Origin of the sequence: Corynebacterium jeikeium, from assembly GCF_028609885.1 — a bacterium.
Classification (GTDB): Bacteria; Actinomycetota; Actinomycetes; order Mycobacteriales; family Mycobacteriaceae; genus Corynebacterium; species Corynebacterium jeikeium.
The window spans coordinates 1,748,694-1,767,541 of the sequence record NZ_CP063195.1 but is presented as its reverse complement, the minus strand read 5'-3'; the positions used below and the strand labels follow the sequence as shown (position 1 = coordinate 1,767,541).

Genomic DNA, 18,848 nt, shown 5'->3' with positions numbered 1-18,848 from the left:
GGCAATGGCTGCGTGAACTACTAAAAGGCTGAATCGCTGGATTCGTCAGCGTCGCAAGTAGCGCCAGCAGCGGCAAGGTTGGTTATAGAGATTTCTTTGTGTTGCAGCTGGATGTCACATCGCTATTGTGACGTGCATCTCTGCATTGTTTATGAGAATAGCATTTCTTTGGGGTGAAAGCACAAGGAAACCCCTCGATATTGGGCGAAAATGTGTCATCAAGCGCTGCGCATACCTTTAGATCCACCCCCTGTGGTCAAACCTGTCCACTTGAGGTCGATATAACCCCAGGTCAGATATTTATTCAACAATTTTGTTGCTTAAATATTGACAAGCCAAGTGAGGGTTGGCTAACCTCTTGAGTGTGTCGCAGGCTAGTCACCTGAGGCGCACTGCAGTTGTGGAATATGTTGCAGCACCTGTCGAAAGTCGGGTTGCCGGCGCAGTATTCATGCGATGAGGGTTTCTCTCTTCTCCCCGAAGCGCATGAGCATCGGCTACAGCTTTCTCCTCCGAGGTGTTGCGGTTGTTCATCCGGTTGTCCCGCAATCGACAGTTTCGTCACCTGGCGATTGCTTACCGGATAAAGGCTTCTGATGGCTCGTCACCATCGAAGGCGAAAGGCGAGGAAAGGTCCGAAATATCGGGCTTATCCTCGCCTTTTCTTATTTTTTATATGCTGCCCTGAGGGGCGATTGCCGCCTTTGGCTGAAGCTATTGACGCCCCGTCTCATCTCGCTCGCTAGCCAACTTAGTGCGAGCCTCCCGCAACCACTCTGGCTGCTTTTCAAGCAATGCCTTAATCTCCGCTGTAGTGAGCGGCTTATCCATGTCATTGTTCTTAAGCGACGTAATGCTAATGCCTAGTTTGCGAGCTACCTCGGGGCGTGGGTGCGGCCCTTCTCGACGCAGCGTCTGCAGCCACTCGGGCGGATTCTTCTGCAGCTCTACGAATTGCTCGTGGCTGAGTGCGGAATCCTGAAACTCCTGCGGGGTGGCCGGAAGGTAAATGGCCAGCTTCTTAGCGGCGGTGGCGGGTTTCATGGGCGGGCCGGACTTGTAACTCGGGTTTGCGTCAGTCATGCCCATCATTCTAATGAACGGCTCTATTATTAGTCCCATGCCCACTCAGCCCTCTCCGCAGAACCGCACCGTGAAGGCGCGTCAGCACTTGAAAGTTGTTTTTAGTACTGGCGTGCAGCCGGATAAATGGTTCCGCCGCTTTGACGAGCGAGTTCCCGGGTGGAAGATTGCCAGCGCGGGCGCCGACGACCCGTTACCCTACATTCGTGCAGGACAGGCGGATGTTGCATTGGTGCGCCTCCCCGCGCAGGGGTTTGAGCGCCCGGCTGATATGCACGAGGTTGCTCTCTATGAGGAACAGATCGGCGTCGCTGCCCCCAAGGATCATCCCGTCAAGGTCATGGATTCCATCGCCTTTCGAGAGCTAGTTGACGAGAAGCTGATGTACGTTACCCCGTCCAACGGATGGGATGATGTGGGAGCACTGCGCGAAGCCCTGCAGGTAGTGGCTGCCAATGTTGGTATCGCCGTAGCTCCGCGCCCCTTGCTGCGATCTATTAACCAGCGCGGGGTGGTTCATCGTGACCTTTTGGGGATTGACGCCACCACGTGTCCCCGCACCCGTGTGGCCCTGATGTGGCTTACAGAATCCGACAGTGACGTCATCCAGGACTTCGTTGGGATATGCAAAGGGCGCACCGCGAGCAGCTCGCGACAGGTGGCTAAGCGAGGACGTGGTGGCGTCAGTAAAAATGCAGATAAAGGCAATAAAAGCGGAAAGAAAAAGACTCCCCAAGGTGCGCGGCGAAGATAAAGAGTTGATCTCGGTTGGGTCAAGATTCCCAAACGGGGCGTGCATTCTTCATAGGAAAGCTACTACGACTGGAGGGGTGGCGCTCTTGCGATAAGTGAGAGCTAAAAAGAACCGACAGAAAGGTATTAGTAATGAACTCCAACAAGCGTTTCCGCCGTTCCGCAGTGGCTCTGGCCGCAGGTGCATCCCTGGTATTCGGCGTTGCTGCGTGCTCCGACGATGCAGAGGACGCCAAGGATAAGGCCGGCGATGCAGCAAACTCCGCCACCGAGAAGGCTGGAGAGGCTGCCGATTCTGCTACTGCTAAGGCCGGTGAAGGTAAGGACGGCAAGTCTGAGACCGAGGGTGCAGAGGCTGAGGGCTCTGAGGGTGCTGACGCTGAGGGCTCTGAGGGCGCCGATGCCAAGGGTGAGACTGAGAAGGTTCAGACCGCTAGCGGTGAAGAGGTTGAGCTGCCGAAGGATGTCAAGACCGCTTGGGACAACGAGGGCGGCGAGACCGGCGCTTTCGGTAAGCTGACCGAGTTCGCCGAGGGAGAGAATGGCTCCCTGGCTACCTTCGAGAAGGGCTGGATTGCTAACTCTAAGGACCACGGTGCGGTTCCGCTGATCGGCAAGATCGGCGAAACTTGGAACAACGGTGGCGGCCTGGACAATGAGCTGGGTCTGCCGACCGCTCCGGAGAAGGGCGACGCAGCTAACGGTTGGACCCAGTCCTTCGAAAACGGCACCATTACGTGGGCAAAGGACGCTTCCGGCAAGTTCGCTGAGACCATCGAGAAGCGCTAGGTTCTAACTTTAAAGTAGAACTTGATAACCCCAGGTGAGGGGCGGAAAATGCCTCAGAACCTGGGGCTTTTTATGTTTACCCAGAGTTCATCTGACAACAATGTAATTTCCATGCGGCGCGCATAGCGTCGAGGATGTCCGAAGCAAGTAACAACTACCCACCGCATCCGTTTCCCGGATGTAAAGCGTAGCTTTTGCGGCGTGGAACGTCCGGGTTGATTGGCTCATAACCCCTTAAAAGGAGCACCACCTCCATGACTTCCGCCGCGCCCACCGATCAGGCACATCAGAACCTTCAGGCAGAACAGGCTCTCAACGCGCATTCCGACGCAGAGCTCGGCCTACGCACTTATGTTCTCGACACTTCGGTGTTGCTATCCGATCCCTGGGCACTCATCAAGTTTGCGGAGCACCGCATCATTCTCCCCGTCGTCGTGATCAGTGAACTAGAAGGCAAGCGCCACCACCCGGAACTCGGCTGGTTTGCTCGTCAGGCTCTGCGCATGCTCGAAGATTTTCGTCAGGAACACGGACGGCTGGACATGCCCAGCATTGTTAATGAAGCCGGCGGTACCGTCCAGGTGGAACTGAACCACGTCGACCAGTCCGTGCTGCCCACGGGCCTGCGCGGAGAACAAAACGATCACCGCATTCTGGCTTGTGCTTTGAACCTGCGGGCCGAAGGGCACAACGTCACACTGGTGACGAAGGACGTGCCACTGCGAGTGAAGGCCGGTGCTGTTGGTCTTGACGCAGACGAGTACCACGCTCAGGACGTCGTACTTACCGGCTACAACGGCATGGCCCGCGCGGAGGTGCCCTCCAGCATCATCGACGAGCTGTACGACGTGGGGGAGGCCGACATCTCTGGAGCGCTGACGGTAGACGGCGACGAGGTCGATGAACTGCCGATCCACTGCGGCCTACAGTTGACCGCGGGCAGCCAGTCCGTTCTGGCGCGCACAATGGGCGACGGAATGGTGCGCCAGGTTCCCACCGACTTGGAAGCCTTCGGTATTCGTGGACGCAGCGCCCAGCAGCGCGTGGCGCTGGACTTGCTGCTGGATAACGAGGTTGGCATCGTAAGTCTCGGCGGATCCGCGGGTACCGGCAAGTCCGCGCTGGCGCTGTGCGCCGGGTTGGAGACGGTGCTGGAGCGCGGTGAGCACAAGCGCATCGTCGTCTTCCGCCCTCTGTATGCCGTCGGTGGACAGGACTTGGGTTACCTGCCCGGCAGCGAAACGGAAAAGATGAACCCCTGGGCGCAGGCGGTGTACGACACCCTAGAAGGGGTGGTGAGTGACAACGTGCTGGAGGAGATCGACGCCCGCGGGTTGCTGGAGGTGCTGCCGCTGACGCACATCCGTGGCCGCAGCCTCAACGACAGCTTCGTCATTGTGGACGAGGCCCAGTCACTCGAACGCAACGTCCTGCTAACAGTGCTCTCTCGCCTGGGGCGCAACTCCCGCGTTGTACTGACTCACGACGTTGCGCAGCGCGATAACCTGCGGGTAGGGCGCCACGACGGAATCCAGGCGGTGATCGAAAAGCTGAAGAACAATCCGCTGTTCGCGCACGTTACGCTGACCCGGTCCGAGCGTTCCGCGATCGCTGAACTGGTGACGAATCTGTTGGAAAAAGGATAGTTCGCTCACAGCTGCCGGTAGTCAGGTGGCGTAAACGATGGGTTTTAGGGCACAATTTCTTCCATGACTTCCGCGAACACCGCAGGGAACACTGCGAATACTGGGAACTCTGTGAACACTGCAGGGAGCGCCGCAGATAGCAACGCTGGCAACAACGCCCAGAACAGTGCCAAGCAGGCAATCTCCATCCGCCTGATGGAGGAGAAGGACTATCCGCAAGTCCAGAAGATCCTGCAGACCGGTATGGATACGGGCGAGGCGACCTTTGAGGAAAACGCGCCCGAAGCGTGGGAAGACTTTATGCGCCACCGCCTGCCCGAGCTCTCTTTCGTTGCCATCGACACGGATCCCGCAGCCGCCGCAGCCGCAGGCCTGGGCGAGGATGGGGAGAAGATCCTGGGGTGGATCACCGCCACATCCGCCAGCCACCGTGACGTGTTCGACGGAGTGCTGGAGGACTCGATCTACGTCCACAAGGATGCCGCAGGCAAGGGTGTGGCCGGCAGCCTGCTCGATAGGCTGCTCAAGGACGCCGCCGAGCAGGGCCACTGGGCGATGCACTCCAGCATTTTCCCGGAGAACGAGGGCTCCGTGCGGCTGCACGTCTCCCGAGGATTCGAGGAAGTGGGCGTATTCCACTGCATGTCCCACATGAACTACGGGCCGAAGAAGGGCACGTGGCGCCACAACATGGTGATGGAGAAGATCCTTGAGGGTGGCCCGGCCTGGAAGTACTACCAGGAAAACCTGGAGCGCTCCGACGAGGGCAACGCTGAGGGATCGGCAGAAGAGACCAAGTAACTTTCCAAGCGCAGGATCCCAACGGGGACTACTCGATGGTCTCCTTCAGGGTGTCCTGACGTACCAAGACCAGAATCAGCGCAGCCAACACGGCCACCGGCGCCATAGCCCCGAGAACTGGGACGAGGGCGTCGTTATACGAGGTAATAATCGCGTCATGCAACGGGCCAGGCAGCGTATCGACGATCTCCGGGGTCAACCGCGCACTGCCACCGCCTTGGAAGTCCTTCGCAAACTCAGCCCCCTGCGGACCCAACTCCTTGAGCGCGCCGGGCACCCGCTGACCCATCAGATCCGCCACGCGGTGTGTGAACAGCGAACCGATAATCGCAGAGCCCGCCGTGCCACCAATCTGGCGGAAGAAGTTATTCGAAGCTGTCGCAGTTCCCACCATCGAGATTGGGAAAGAGTTCTGCACAATCAGCACCAGGATCTGCATCGAAAGCCCCAGGCCAACACCCATGAGAGCCAAAACAAGACCGAGGTGCACGAGGGAATCGTGGGCGTCAAAAAGCCCCATAAGACCAACCGCCGTGGCGGCAACGAGCAGACCCGCGACGGGGAACCACTTGTAGCGACCCGTGCGGGACACGTACTGGCCGGAGGCGGTGGCGGTAACGATCATTCCGGCCATCATCGGAATCATCATGAGACCGGCCTTGGTGGGGGTCATGCCGTGAACCATCTGAATGTATGTCGGCATGTAAGCCAATACGCCAAACATGACCACACCCGTGATCGTGCCGGCCGCTGTGGTGACCACGAAATTGCGGACAGTGAACAGCTGCATCGGGATCAGCGGATCCTTGGCCTTGCGTTCCACCAGCACAAACAGTGTGGCCAAGACGACTGCCGCGATACCCAGGCAGATGATGACGGGGCTCGACCAGGCGTAATCTCGACCACCCCAGGTGAGCAGCAGAATCAGCGAGCTGGTTGCGCCGGCCATCAAAACCGTACCGGGGACGTCCAAGTGTGCGCGCGAGCCGCGCTTCGGCAGCTTGAGGTTGAAGAAAACCATCAGGATCGTAATGACTGCCAGCGGCACGTTGAACCAGAGCGCCCAGCGCCAGCCGGGACCGTCGGTGAAGAAGCCGCCCAACAGAGGCCCCAGTACGGAACTCAGGCCGAAGACGGCGCCCATGATGCCCATGTATCGGCCACGGTCACGGGCGGGAACCACGTCGGCGATGATGGATTGGGCACCGATCATCAGGCCGCCCGCACCGAGGCCTTGCACGCCACGGGCGACGATCATCATGTTCATGCTCTGCGCCAGCGCGCCGAGGACGGACCCGACCAGGAACAGAGTTACTGCCAGCAGATACAGCGGCTTGCGGCCCATCTGGTCGCCCAGTTTTCCGTAGACGGGCATGCCGATGGTCATGGTCAACAGGAAGCTGGTGATGACCCAACTCATTTTGTTGGCGCCGCCAAGCTCACCGACGAGGGTGGGCAGAGCGGTGGAGAAGATCATCTGCCCCAGCGAGGACATCAGCATGCCAAGCATCAGGCAGCCAAAGACTAGGGGGACATTGTTGTTGTTTTCCTGGCGCTGCTTCTCTGCCGCGTCGAGCCGCGCCTTGGCCGCTGCGGCTTCTTCGCGAGTATCTTTCATGGGCGGTTCTCCTTGGTTGTTTCTGCTGTTGGCTCGGGGGTGGCTGGTTCGATGGCACTGAAGATCTTTTGCAGGCCGACAAGCGCGATGTCGAAGTCCTTTGTGCTGTTCAGGGTTCTGCCGCGCCGTGCGGCTGAGGTTGCTGCGGCCCATTGCACCGTTGTTGCCGCGGTGACGATGAGGTGCGCTTCCTCCATCGCCTCCATGTCGGTGCTGCGGTTGCCCGGATGGCTTTCGAGGTTCTTGCACACCGCTTCGGCGAGGTCGCTGCGTAGCTTTTCGTAGCTGACGAGCTTCGAGAGTGCCAGGCTGGGGAATCTCTCTATTATTTGGGATCGACGCCACCGTATCGACTCCGCAAGTTCCGGATCGAGGTTGGCATTGTCCGATTTTTTGGCCTCCTCGATGCGCTTCTTGGTCAGCATGTCGTAGAGGTATTGAGGCAGGCTGCCCTGTGCGGGGGAGAAGCTCTCGAGCTTGTCGAAGTCGTCCTTGGTGAGCAATGGGGGTTGTTTACCGACCGCAACGTGCTCCTTTGAAGAGAAGTAGTTGAAAAAGGTACGGCGGCTAATACCTGCTGCTTCGCAGACATCTTCCAAAGTGACTCCATCAAAGGAACGATCGAGGAAGAGGCGGGTGGCCTCGTCCTCGATTCGTAGCCTGGTCTCCAGGCGCTTGCGCTCGCGCAGTCCCATGGATGTGGGGTCTGAGGTATCTGAGCAGTTTGAGTTAGTCACCTAGTCGAAGTTACACCCAGTGCAAAGTTGTATCCAGTGCAAGGTTTGTGTGATTTTTCATACGGCCTTGCTGGGGGTGTCGTGGGTAACGGTTCGCGCTGTGGGGTGCTGTGGGGTGCGCTGTGGCTAGCAGTTTGCGCTGTGGAGTGCTGTGGCTAGCAGTTTGCGCTGTGGGGGGGTGCGCTGTGGCGGAGTGATGGAGTTCGCGTGGCAGTTGGGGGGTTGCGTCCCTTAGTGTGGTGTAACGCTTGCTGATGGTGGATCCCGGAAAGTAGTGGGCGGCCACCGCCAGTTAGCCTTTCAACTCAACTACCACATCTCACCGAAAGGCCTATGACGATGACCGCTGCACCGTATTCTATCGACCCGACAACCTATCTGGATGATTTGCTGGCCCAAGCGTCTCCGGATTTGATGCGCCAGATGCTGCAAGGGTTTATCAACCAGATCCTCTCCGCCCAGGCTGACACCGTCTGCGGCGCCGAATACGGGGTTGTATCCACCGAGCGGGTCAACCACCGCAACGGGTATCGCCACCGCGACCTTGACACCCGTGTCGGCACGATCGACGTGGCGGTGCCGAAACTGCGCCACGGCGCGTTCTTCCCAGACTGGCTGTTAGAGCGCCGCTCACGAGCAGAACGAGCCTTATCGACTGTGATCGCCACGTGCTACCTTAAGGGGGTTTCCACCCGCAGGATGAATGATCTGGTGGCTACACTTGGGATTTCCAGCATGTCGAAATCGCAAGTCTCACGCATGTCAGAAGAACTCGACGACATGGTCGCAGACTTCAAAAACCGCCCACTAGACCCCGGCGGGTACGCCTTTTTATCGTGCGATGCGCTCACGATCAAAGTCCGTGAAGGCGGCCGGGTGGTCAAATGCTCAGTGCTGCTTGCCACCGGAGTCAACGCCGACGGGTATCGCGAAATGCTCGGCATGCACGTCGCCACCGCGGAATCCAACGCGTCGTGGAAAGGCTTCTTCCAGGACTTAAAAGCCCGCGGACTTACTGGGGTATTCCTTATCACCAGTGATGCCCACGAAGGCATCCAGCACGCCATTTCCGAAGTGCTGCCCAATGCGTCGTGGCAGCGGTGCCGCACCCATTTCGCGAAGAACCTCTACGAAAAGGTCCCGAAAACACAATGGCCGATGGTCTCTGCGATGTTCCAGACAATCTTCCAGCAACCTGACGCCACATCCACTTGGGCTCAAGCCCGCGAAGTTGTCGACCTACTGGAGCCGAAATTCCCTCACGTCGCGGCGTATTTGGAGGAATCACTCGATGAAGTACTGGCGTTTACCGCAGTGCCGAAACCAGTCTGGACGAAGGTGTGGTCAAACAACCCCACAGAACGGTTAAACCGAGAGATCCGCCGGCGCACCGACGTCGTCGGCATTTTCCCAAACCGTGAATCCATCATCCGGCTTGTCGGTGCGGTCCTAGCCGAGCAACACGACGATTGGATCCAACAAAAACGCTACATGTCACTGACCGCACTCGAACACACCAAGCACCTCATGCACCACCCAGGAGAACATCGTGACGACCACCACCAGCTAACCGCCTAACCAAGCCCCGAACTTCATATCGAGCCGAAAGCACAAACGGCTACACCACTACACCGGACTTGACCCAGTTGGGGGTGCTGCGTAACTCAGGTGGCGGGCCAGTGTGTTTCGGTTCGCCGGTGGTTAAGTGTCGGAAAAGTTGCATTCCAGAGGGTCGATTGTCGGAAAAGTTGCACAACCTTGTCGGAGTAGATTTTCAATAGTGTAAAAATGCAGGTCACGGGGGTGTTGTGGAAGGTGCCAATTTTGGCGAGGAGGTGTTTTGCAACTTTTCCGACATTTATGAAACGTGTGGTGCTGGTGTGACCAATAGCTTTTGAAGGATAGTGGTTGGTTGGCGGTGTAGTGGCAAATAGTGGGTATTGGTCGGTGCTGGAGAGGCTGAATGTCGCTAGAACGAGAGTCCGTTAATGGGATCAGGTTCCAGTAAAGTAAAATCCCAGTTCAGCGCGTTGTGATTGTGTGAAGTCGGCCGAGGCGCAGTGCATATTCTCGGTCTAGCGACATTTCGCCCCTTCGGCGGTGGCGAGAGGGCCAGAGGGACAGGGGTCAGATGCATGACAAATAGAAAACCCGCCGTCACTCCTCCAAAGGTGGTGGCTAGTGCCTACTAGTAGCGCTAATGCCTACTAGTGCCTTCGGAAAACAACAGCGGGTGAGTCGACCCAGCTTGCGGGCCATCCAGGATGGCCAGCTAGGATGACCATCCAGGATGACCAGCCAGGATGCCCCGGCAAGTGCGGCCCTGTCAGTGTGCCGGCCAACTGGCCAGCGTGCCAACCAGCCAGTCAGCTTGCCGACCAGCCAGCCAGCTGGCCACAAAACAGCGTCAGTAGTTAGCTTTCGCCTACTTGTCGCGGTCGGTGTTTGCCATAGCCAGGACGTCGAGGCGCTTATCCAGCTCCTCCTCGGTCAGCTTTTCACCGTCGACAAAGCCCAGGTCGATAACTGTCTGGCGGATGGTCTTGCCCTCCTTGAGAGCAGTCTTAGCAACCTTCGCAGCAGCCTCGTAGCCAATGGCAGAGTTCAGCGGGGTAACGATGGACGGGGAGGACTCAGCCAGAGTGCGCATACGCTCCTCGTTCGGCTCAATGCCGTCGACCAGCTTCTCCGCGAATACGCGGGCAGTGTTGGCCAGCAGCTTCGCAGACTCCAGCACGTTGCGGGCCATCATCGGGATGAACACATTCAGCTCGAACGCACCCTGGGAACCGCCGAAGGCAACGGCAGCGTCGTTACCGATGACCTGTGCAGCAACCTGGGTTGCGGTCTCACACAGAACCGGGTTGACCTTGCCCGGCATGATGGAAGAGCCCGGCTGCAGGTCCGGCAGGTGGATCTCGCCCAGACCGGTCAGCGGGCCGGAGCCCATCCAGCGGATGTCGTTGGCAATCTTGTTCAGGGAGACAGCGATGGTGCGCATAGCACCGGAGAACTCAACCAGGCCATCGCGGTTGGCTTGTGCCTCAAAGTGGTTCTCAGCCTCGCGCAGCTGCTCCACGCCGGTCAGCTTCACCAGCTCGGCGGTAACGTTCGCGCCGAAGTCAGCCGGAGTGTTCAGGCCGGTGCCGACTGCAGTGCCACCGATCGGCAGCTCACCCAGGCGGGGCAGGGTGGCCTCAACGCGCTCGATGCCTGCCTCGATCTGGCGGGCGTAGCCGGAGAACTCCTGGCCCAGGGTCACTGGGACGGCATCCATCAGGTGGGTGCGGCCGGACTTAACAACCGTCTCCCACTCCTTGGCCTTCTTAGCCAGGGATTCCTGCAGAACCTTCAGACCCGGAATCAGGTCATTGACAGCAGCCTGGGTGGCGGCCACGTGGGTAGCGGTCGGGAACGTGTCGTTGGAGGACTGCCCCATGTTCACGTGGTCATTCGGGTGGATCTCCACGCCATTGTTCTTGGCGATGGAGGCGATGACCTCGTTGGTGTTCATGTTGGAAGAGGTGCCGGAGCCGGTCTGGAACACGTCGATCGGGAACTCAGCGTCGTGCTTGCCGTCAGCGATTTCCTTCGCAGCGGAGATAATGGCATCCGCCTGCTCGTCGGTCAGCAGGCCACGGTCCTTGTTCACCTGTGCACAGGCCGCCTTCAAAAGACCCATCGCGCGGATCTGGGCGGACTCCAGCGGGCGATCGGAGATCGGGAAGTTCTCCACCGCGCGCTGCGTCTGCGCACGCCACAGAGCCTTGGCGGGAACCTTAACCTCGCCCATCGTGTCGTGTTCAATGCGGAATTCTTGCTCGGTCATTCTTTCATCACCTTTATCTTCTTAGGTTTTTGACGCCTCCCGCTTCGAACCCACCAAAGGGCTCAAAACCGGGAACCGTGGGAAAGCGGATAGTCTTTCGTGCCCCGCACGGACACCGCCCAATCTACCTAAAAGGCCTGCTGTACGGCGGCGGCGTGGGGGCGTCATAAAAAGGGCTAGTTACGGGTGTAATCCAGCACGGAGTAGGACTGCAGCTTCGCCAGCTGGTGCTGCGACTCGATGAAGCGGATCGTGCCGGAGCGAGAGCGCATGACCAGGGAACGGGTGGTGGCGGAGTTCTGGTGGTAGGAGACACCGCGCACCATGTCGCCGTTGGTCACGCCGGTGGCGACGAAGTAGCAGTGCTCGGAGTTCACCAGGTCGTTGGTGGTCAGCACGCGGTCGAGGTCGTGGCCTGCGTCCAGGGCCTTCTGGCGTTCAGCCTCGTCCTTCGGCCACAGCTTGCCCTGGATCTCGCCGCCCATGCACTTCATGGCGGCGGCGGCGATAACGCCCTCCGGGGTGCCGCCGATGCCCATCATGATGTCCACGGAGTTGGTGGCGGTGTCCTGGGCGGTTGCCACGGCACCTGCAACGTCGCCGTCGCCAATCAGGCGGACCTTCGCGCCGGCCTCGCGGATCTCGCGGATCAGATCCTCGTGGCGTGGGCGGTCCAGCACGACGACGGTGATGTCGCCCGGGACAGTGCCCTTGGCCTTGGCCACGGCGTTGATGTTGTCAGCGACCGGAGCGTCGATGTCCACCTTGCCCACGGCCTCCGGGCCAACGGCGATCTTCTTCATGTAGAACACAGCAGACGGGTCGTACATGGATCCGCGCTCGGCGGCGGCGATCACGGAGATGGCGTTCGGGCGGCCTTCGGCCATCAGGGTGGTGCCGTCGACCGGGTCGACGGCGATGTCCACTGCCGGGCCGTTGCCGGTGCCGACCTGCTCGCCGTTGAACAGCATGGGGGCTTCGTCCTTCTCGCCCTCGCCGATCACGACAACGCCGTCCATTTCCACGGAGTTGATCATTTGGCGCATCGCATCCACGGCTGCGCCGTCACCGGATTCTTTCTGTCCACGGCCAACCCACTTGCCGGAGGCGAGGGCGGCGGCTTCGGTCACGCGGACCAGCTCCATCGCCAGGTTGCGATCCGGAGCCTCCGGGTTGGGGGAGACAGCAGGGATGTGCTCAGTAGACATGATCTTCAAGCTCTTTTCTGTTGCTGATTGGTGGCTGATAGGTAATTGTTTCCACTCTTCTTCCATTGTGCCTCATTTACCCCGGGCGTTGTTTCATGCTTTGCCCTATCTTTTGCCGTCCAGCCTTACCTAGGGTTGATTTGGCCAGGCCAGCGGAGGCAATGCGATAATGGCGGGCGTGCAGATTCAAAAACCCCGTGCGTTTCAATCCACCAAGGACATTGTGCTTTCCCTGGTGGTGCTGTTGGTTGCCATGTTCCTGACGGTCGGGTTTACGGGCCTGTGCTCCTATAACCCTGGAGAGGCTGATCGCTCGGGTCCTGTGCAGGAGGTCGACAAGGATACTGTGCTGCAGATGGATGCCCGGACCTTCGACTTCCCGATCCGTAATCCGGAGATGCCGGAAGGCTGGGTGGCCAACTCCGCCCGTCGTGTGATGGTCGGCGGCGAGCCGTCGAGCCTGGTCGGTTGGGTTATTAACGGGGAGAACTACATTTCCTTGACCCAAACCGGTGCCGACTTTAAGGCTGCTTCTCAGCCTGATGATTCCGTGCGGGAAGAGACTGGAACGGAGACCACGGGGGACGTCGAGTGGCACATCTTCACCGGAGACGACGCCCGCCCGCTGTGGGTCGCTGACCTGGGGGATGTGCGCTTGGCTATAGAGGCGATGGCCTCCCACGAGCAGACTCGCACTGCCGCAGAGAAGATTGCTGCGACGCAGCCAATTGACGTCACCGACGTTTCCGACAGTCCCGATGCTGCGGGAGCGGCTGCCGAGCCCAGTAGCGCCGAAACAGCTAACTAGCCCCAGGCGCTAGCTAGCTTTCGCCCTGCGCCTCGGCGTTGCGTGCTTCGCGCTGCTGTAGCGCTTGCTCGATGCGCTTGGATGCGCCATTGAGGTAGTCCTCACAGTATGCGGCCAGCTCCTCGCCGCGTTCCCAGTAGTTCAGCGACTCGTCGAGGCTCATCTGCCCGAGCTCGAGGATCTTCACAACCTCCACCAGTTCATCGCGTGCCTGCTCGTAGCTCAGCTGGTCGAGTGGGCGAAACTTCTGCTGCTCGCCGTTTTCGGTGTTGTTGGTGCCGTTGCTGGTGTTGTTCGCCATCGTCTTAAGCCTCTCCTGTGCTGTTCTCGGTGCTGTCTGTGCTGCCGGTACTGTCTGTGGTGTTGCTGTTTCTATTCATGACGCCCCCAGGCGCCGCCTGTACACCCATCGCCGCGGCCGTGATGGATCCGTCAGGGACCCGGATGCGCAGCTGTGAACCGGGATCAACCTGATCCACCGTGGTGACCACCTGGGCTCCAGATTTGTCACGCGGAATGACCTGCACGATGGAATAGCCACGCGCAAGGGTCTGGGACGGCCCCAGGGCATTGACCTGCGCCTTCAGCGATTCGATGGAGGAACGCAGCGAACGGACATGCACGCCGAGCGCGCGATCCTTGCGCTGCAGAGCCTCCGCGATGATGTCTTTCTGACGGGTGACTGGCAGGCTGGGGTCCGCCATCACGGGCCGGGTGCGGATCTGCGCCAGCCCCTTACGCTCGTGTGAGACCCAGTTACGCAGGGCACCGGCGCCGCGCTGGCGTGCTTCGCTGATGATTCGCAGCTCCTGAACCACATCCGGGACCACTGTCTTGGCCGCATCTGTGGGAGTGGCCGCGCGGACGTCGGCCACGTAGTCCAGCAGGGGATTGTCCGGCTCGTGCCCGATGGCCGAAACCACCGGGGTGCGGAGGCGGGATACCTCGCGAACCAGTGCTTCTTCGGAAAACGGCAGCAGATCTTCCACAGAGCCACCGCCACGGGCGACGATGATTACGTCGACCGCCGGGTCCTGCTCCAGCTCGTGTAGAGCATCGACGACCTGCGGAACCGTCTTCGGGCCTTGGACTGCTGTGTTAATCACCCGAAAGCGCACTGCGAGCCAGCGGCGCTTGGCCACCTCCATCACGTCCCGCTCCGCCGCCGAACCACGACCGGTAATCAAACCCACGGTGGTGGGCAGGAAGGGCAGGGTGGCCTTCAAGCGGGGATCGAAAAGTCCCTCGGCGAACATGGCCTTCTTCAGCTGTTCGATCTGCGCGAGCAGCTGGCCGATACCGACCTGTCGGATTTCCGTGACCCACAGGGAAAAGCTGCCGCGCTTGGAATAGAACGACGGCTTGCCGTGCACGACAATGCGGTCGCCGTCTTTCACCGGAGTGGCCAGGTTCTTCAGCGCGCTCGTCTCCACGGTCAGGGAGACCGAAGCTTCCAGGTTCACGTCGCGCAGAGTGATGTAGGAAAACCGCCAGGTGCTCTTCATGTTTACCTGCGTGACCTGGCCTTCTACCCAGATGAACCCCAACCTTTGGATCCAGTTCTTCACCTGGTCGTTTAGCTGCCCGACCGCCCACGGGGCTTCAGGGGAGTTTGGAACACTCATGGTTATGCATTCTAAATGACGGCTCGGACACCAGTTGATGACCAGTGGATGAGCAGTACAAAGGCAGCGGATGGGCAGGGGATGGGCACTGTCAGGTACTTCCATTACGATGGGGCACATGACTACCCCAACTACCGAGGCAACTGCCGACACGAAGAAGGTTTATCTAGCTGCTCCGCGCGGTTATTGCGCCGGAGTCGATCGTGCCGTCGAGTCCGTCGAGAAGGCTTTGGAAAAGCACGGTGCGCCGCTGTACGTGCGTAAGGAAATTGTGCACAACAAGCACGTTGTGAAGACTTTCGAGGATCGCGGCGTGATCTTCGTCGACGAGACCTCGGAGATTCCTCGTGGCTCCAATGTGGTGTTCTCGGCGCACGGTGTATCGCCCGCCGTGCACGAGGAGGCACGCCAGCTCGAGTTGAAGACTTTTGACGCCACGTGCCCGCTCGTCACCAAGGTCCACCACGAGGTCACGCGCTTCGCTAAGCAGGGATACCAGATCATTCTGATCGGCCACCACGGCCACGAAGAGGTCGAGGGCACCGCGGGTGAGGCCCCGGATGTCGTCCACCTGGTCGACGGCGAGGACGACGTGAATGCGCTGGACTTCCCGGAGGATACGAAGCTGGTGTGGCTGTCCCAGACCACCCTGAGCGTGGACGAAACTATGACAACCGTGAAACTGCTGCGCGAGAAGTTCCCGCACATCCAAGATCCGCCGTCCGATGACATCTGCTACGCCACTCAGAACCGTCAGGTCGCGGTCAAGGCCATCGCTCCGAAGGTGGAGCTCATGATCGTGGTTGGTTCGCAGAACTCCTCCAACTCCAAGCGCCTGGTGGAGGTAGCCCTGCAGCACGGAACGCAGGATGCCCATCTGGTGGATTACGCAGAGCAGGTCGATCCCGCTTGGCTGGATGGCGTGACGCACGTCGGCGTAACCTCAGGCGCATCCGTCCCGGAGATCCTCGTTCGCGGTGTGCTGGAGCTGCTGGCGGAGAAGGGCTACGGCGAGGTGGAGGAAGTCACCACCGCCACAGAGGATCTGATCTTCTCCCTGCCACGCGAGCTGCGTCCGCCGCGGACCCAGAAATAAACCAAACCCGATAGGGGGGGGAGCTAACCGCAGAGCGCCAGAGCCAGATCAGCTATTCGCGCTCGTCGTCGAGGTAGCGCTTGGGGGACATGCGCCGCTCCGGGAAGGGGATCCGGCGGCGCTGAGCGTTCTCGCGTAACTCCTCAGAGCTTCGGGTGACCCGCTTGGCGCTAGTACGGGAGTTGTCGGCGCTGGAGGTCTCTCCAAGGCGCAGGAATTCCTCGTCCCTATCGATGCTCCTGTCGGAATCCCTATCCAAGCTCCTGGCGGCGCGCTCCTGATAGGGGGCAGGAACCGAATCCCCGCCCCGGGGAATGCGGGTTCCACGCTGTGCCGTTCGTTCTGAACGTTTCCGCGGTTCGTAGCTGGGGGCGTCATTAAAAGAACGAGCACTTCTGCGCGCGTGGCTTCGAGCGTGCGAACGCTCTTGTGCGCGACCGTAGGTCTCAATATTGCTGCGGTCGGATTCGCTGCGACGGCGGCGCTGCATCTCCAGCTTCGCGGCCTTGCGGGTGAGGGACTCGCGGAAGTTCCACCAGCGGAAAACCGCAATACCCACTGCGACGAGGAAGGGGATCAGTAGCCACAGGTAGTGCTCAATGGCGGGGTAGATCGAGGTGATGACCTTCGTCTTCCGGCTGGCAATTGTCGCCCTTCCGGAACTGAACCAGCCAATCAAAAGCGATCCGAACAGGTAAAACAGTGGGAACGAAGCGACGGTGATGAAGAGTCCGCGCGGCTCGACGAAGATGGTAGAGGCAATCATTCCTACGGCGAAGAGGCCGAAGAAAAGAGTCGGGATCGTGGTATCGCCATTGGCGAGCACTAGGCCGGTGAAGACAATGGCCAGCATCACCAGTACGGGTGCCCAGACGGGGAACCAGTGCGCCGGTGAATCATCATGCGCCACCTCAGCCTTGCCGCGGCTGCGTACGCCACGGTGTACGGAGCGGTTGTTGCTTCTGTGTCGGCTGCTTTCGGTCACGGGGTAATGCTACTTCTTTGGCTCGCTCTACTCGTTATTGCCACGGAGGGACTTATAGATTGACTGCACCTTACCGCGGATCTGTGCTCTCTTGTCGCTGAGGGATGACGCCCCCTCGTTCGCGTCGGCCGCCGCCTCCGCGGGATCGTCATTGTCCTCCGTTGCAGTCGTGGCCTTGGTGGAATCGGCAGGATCAGTCTTGCCGGAGCTATTCAACATCATGGCCTTGCGCAGCTCCTGCCAGCGTTGGGCGGCACGCTCCGACTGTTCGCCTGTGAGAGAACCCGCGGTGGTAGCAAACTCGATATCCTGAGAGGTTTTTTCGCCCGTGGCGAGGTCCGTCAGGTCGCCCATGTATCGCAGGATGACAGCGATCATAGCGGCGCAGGGCACTGCCAGGAAGGCACCGATGATGCCGAACAGGGTGGAGCCCAGGGTGACGGACAGCAGAATGATGACAGGGTGGACGTTCATCGCGCGGGACTGCAGCACCGGCTGTAGGATGTTGCCTTCCAGCTGCTGGACGGCAACGACCAGGAGCAGTGCCATAACGGCGGTGTTGAAGTCGACTGCCACCAGTGCGATCAACACGGACAGCGCGCCGGCGACGAAAGCGCCGACCATGGGGATGAAGCCGCCGAAGAACGTCAGGATAGCCAGCGGGCCGGCCAGCGGAACGTTCAGCAGCACGAGGCCCAGGCCGATGAAGATAGCGTCGATCGCGGACACGATGGCCTGGGTGCGGATGAAGCCGCCCAGGGTGTTCCAGCAACGAGTCAGAACCTCAGTGAGGTGCCAGCCGACGCGGCGGCCCGTCACGCGGCGCAGCATCGGCAGGAAGCTCTCTCCGTCCTTCAGGAAGAAGAACGTCAGCACCAGCATCACGAAGAGGGTGACCAGCAGGGAAGCGGTTTCCGTACCGAAGGCGGCGATGCTCGTTGCGATGTCGCCGGACTTGTTCTGCAGCCAGTCGGTGATCTGCTGGACACCATCGTTGAACTGGCTTTCCTGCAAATTCACAGGGGGTCCTTGCAGCCAGTCCTGGATCCGGCCGATGCCGTCGCTGGCCTGGTTGACGATCGTCTTACCCTGGTCCACGGCACTGGGCGCGATGGCGGCGAAGGTGCCGATGATGAGGGCGAAGAAGCCTAGGATAGAGATCAGCACAGCCAAGCTGTTGGGGATCTTCAACTTGCGGAGCAGGCGCACGACCGGCCACAGCACGGTACATACGATCACCGACAGGCAGACCGGCAGAATGCCGGCCCAGAGCTTGCCGAATACCTGGAATCCCAGGTACAGCGCCGCGGCGATGATGATAAAGCGCAAGCACCAGCCCGCAAACCAGCGACCGGTGGTGCCGATGACCTCCGCGCGGTCGCGTAGTTCAGGGTTTAGCTGCTCATCGACAGGAGATTTCTTAGCAGGCTTCTTATCCTTCTTCTTGACCTTTGCGGCGTGCGAGCGAAGCCCAGGACGATCGTCAGTTTCCGTTTCTCCGTCTGGCTCGTGATCTTCATCCAGTGGCTTCTCCATGCCTGTCGTGGCGCGGGCGGTGTTGCGCTCCTGGACGTAGGAGTCCCCCTTTTCCACCACTGTGGGGGCAGTTTCTGCTCGCCTATCCTCGACCAGCTCGGCCTCGGGGGAGTCGGGGCTGATTGTTGGGTGCTTGGCGGCCTCCGGTTCGTCAGCGAACTGGCCATGGCCGAGGCGTTCTTCGTCCCTGTCGTCCCCCGGGATGGGAATGTTTTCCGTATCTAGTCGATGGGACCCTGCGATGAAGTCTGCAAAGTCACGGCCATCCTTATAGGGAAAGGACCTGTCGTGAGGGTTCTGGGAGTTCATTCTCCCTATTCTGCCTCACGCAGGT

General features: G+C 59.9%; 16 protein-coding genes. 7 read left to right on the top strand and 9 right to left on the bottom strand.

Annotation, left to right across the window (positions count from 1 at the left end; genetic code table 11):
* Positions 1-714 precede the first annotated feature (714 nt).
* A complete protein-coding gene (locus CJEIK_RS07835) occupies positions 715-1,083 on the bottom strand; it encodes a DUF5997 family protein (protein WP_011273896.1) in 369 nt (122 codons plus the stop codon).
* A 37-nt stretch (positions 1,084-1,120) separates the two neighbouring features.
* Between CJEIK_RS07835 and CJEIK_RS07830 the strand changes: the two genes are divergently transcribed.
* The 4 genes from CJEIK_RS07830 to CJEIK_RS07815 all read left to right on the top strand — a co-directional run bounded on the left by CJEIK_RS07830 (position 1,121) and on the right by CJEIK_RS07815 (position 5,072).
* Positions 1,121-1,837: a LysR family transcriptional regulator substrate-binding protein gene (locus CJEIK_RS07830; protein WP_005293297.1), complete on the top strand. Its 717-nt coding sequence runs from the start codon at positions 1,121-1,123 to the stop codon at positions 1,835-1,837.
* 131 nt (positions 1,838-1,968) lie between these two features.
* Positions 1,969-2,625, top strand: coding sequence for an LGFP repeat-containing protein (locus CJEIK_RS07825; RefSeq protein WP_005293294.1), 657 nt, complete (start codon positions 1,969-1,971; stop codon positions 2,623-2,625).
* Between the two features lie 254 nt (positions 2,626-2,879).
* A complete protein-coding gene (locus tag CJEIK_RS07820; protein ID WP_005293292.1) occupies positions 2,880-4,271 on the top strand; it encodes a PhoH family protein in 1,392 nt (463 codons plus the stop codon).
* 63 nt (positions 4,272-4,334) lie between these two features.
* Positions 4,335-5,072: a GNAT family N-acetyltransferase gene (locus CJEIK_RS07815; RefSeq protein ID WP_005293290.1), complete on the top strand. Its 738-nt coding sequence runs from the start codon at positions 4,335-4,337 to the stop codon at positions 5,070-5,072.
* Between the two features lie 28 nt (positions 5,073-5,100).
* Here CJEIK_RS07815 and CJEIK_RS07810 read toward each other — a convergent pair whose 3' ends face one another.
* A complete protein-coding gene (locus CJEIK_RS07810; RefSeq protein ID WP_005293288.1) occupies positions 5,101-6,690 on the bottom strand; it encodes an MDR family MFS transporter in 1,590 nt (529 codons plus the stop codon).
* On the bottom strand, positions 6,687-7,427 hold the full coding sequence (locus CJEIK_RS07805) for a TetR/AcrR family transcriptional regulator (RefSeq protein WP_248623848.1): 741 nt from the start codon (positions 7,425-7,427) through the stop codon (positions 6,687-6,689). Before CJEIK_RS07805 ends, CJEIK_RS07810 begins: the two co-directional genes overlap by 4 nt.
* Before the next feature lie 339 nt (positions 7,428-7,766).
* On the opposite strand from CJEIK_RS07805, the gene CJEIK_RS07800 reads away from it, so the two are divergent.
* Positions 7,767-9,005, top strand: a complete 1,239-nt coding sequence (locus tag CJEIK_RS07800) for an IS256-like element IS3506 family transposase (RefSeq protein ID WP_011113078.1) — start codon at positions 7,767-7,769, stop codon at positions 9,003-9,005.
* A gap of 847 nt (positions 9,006-9,852) precedes the next feature.
* On the opposite strand, the gene CJEIK_RS07795 is transcribed toward CJEIK_RS07800, so the two are convergent.
* Both CJEIK_RS07795 and glpX read right to left on the bottom strand, forming a co-directional pair.
* On the bottom strand, positions 9,853-11,256 hold the full coding sequence (locus CJEIK_RS07795) for a class II fumarate hydratase (protein WP_005293280.1): 1,404 nt from the start codon (positions 11,254-11,256) through the stop codon (positions 9,853-9,855).
* A gap of 176 nt (positions 11,257-11,432) precedes the next feature.
* Entirely contained in the window at positions 11,433-12,464 is a 1,032-nt protein-coding gene (gene glpX / locus CJEIK_RS07790) for a class II fructose-bisphosphatase (RefSeq protein ID WP_034964419.1), read from the bottom strand.
* Positions 12,465-12,633: 169 nt separating this feature from the next.
* Between glpX and CJEIK_RS07785 the strand changes: the two genes are divergently transcribed.
* Positions 12,634-13,272, top strand: coding sequence for a DUF4245 domain-containing protein (locus CJEIK_RS07785; RefSeq protein ID WP_005293275.1), 639 nt, complete (start codon positions 12,634-12,636; stop codon positions 13,270-13,272).
* A 13-nt stretch (positions 13,273-13,285) separates the two neighbouring features.
* On the opposite strand, the gene CJEIK_RS07780 is transcribed toward CJEIK_RS07785, so the two are convergent.
* Both CJEIK_RS07780 and xseA read right to left on the bottom strand, forming a co-directional pair.
* The gene (locus tag CJEIK_RS07780) at positions 13,286-13,573 is read right to left on the bottom strand and encodes an exodeoxyribonuclease VII small subunit (RefSeq protein ID WP_005293273.1); all 288 of its coding nucleotides are present in this window, start codon (positions 13,571-13,573) and stop codon (positions 13,286-13,288) included.
* A 4-nt stretch (positions 13,574-13,577) separates the two neighbouring features.
* On the bottom strand, positions 13,578-14,897 hold the full coding sequence (gene xseA / locus CJEIK_RS07775; RefSeq protein WP_005293271.1) for an exodeoxyribonuclease VII large subunit: 1,320 nt from the start codon (positions 14,895-14,897) through the stop codon (positions 13,578-13,580).
* A gap of 109 nt (positions 14,898-15,006) precedes the next feature.
* Here xseA and CJEIK_RS07770 point away from each other — a divergent pair, with 109 nt between their 5' ends.
* Positions 15,007-15,993, top strand: coding sequence for a 4-hydroxy-3-methylbut-2-enyl diphosphate reductase (locus CJEIK_RS07770; RefSeq protein ID WP_005293269.1), 987 nt, complete (start codon positions 15,007-15,009; stop codon positions 15,991-15,993).
* Between the two features lie 52 nt (positions 15,994-16,045).
* Here the strand turns inward: CJEIK_RS07770 and CJEIK_RS07765 are convergent, their stop codons facing one another.
* Both CJEIK_RS07765 and CJEIK_RS07760 read right to left on the bottom strand, forming a co-directional pair.
* On the bottom strand, positions 16,046-16,978 hold the full coding sequence (locus tag CJEIK_RS07765; protein ID WP_034964413.1) for a DUF6542 domain-containing protein: 933 nt from the start codon (positions 16,976-16,978) through the stop codon (positions 16,046-16,048).
* Positions 16,979-17,005: 27 nt separating this feature from the next.
* Positions 17,006-18,823, bottom strand: coding sequence for an AI-2E family transporter (locus tag CJEIK_RS07760; protein WP_005293265.1), 1,818 nt, complete (start codon positions 18,821-18,823; stop codon positions 17,006-17,008).
* Positions 18,824-18,848: the final 25 nt, after the last annotated feature.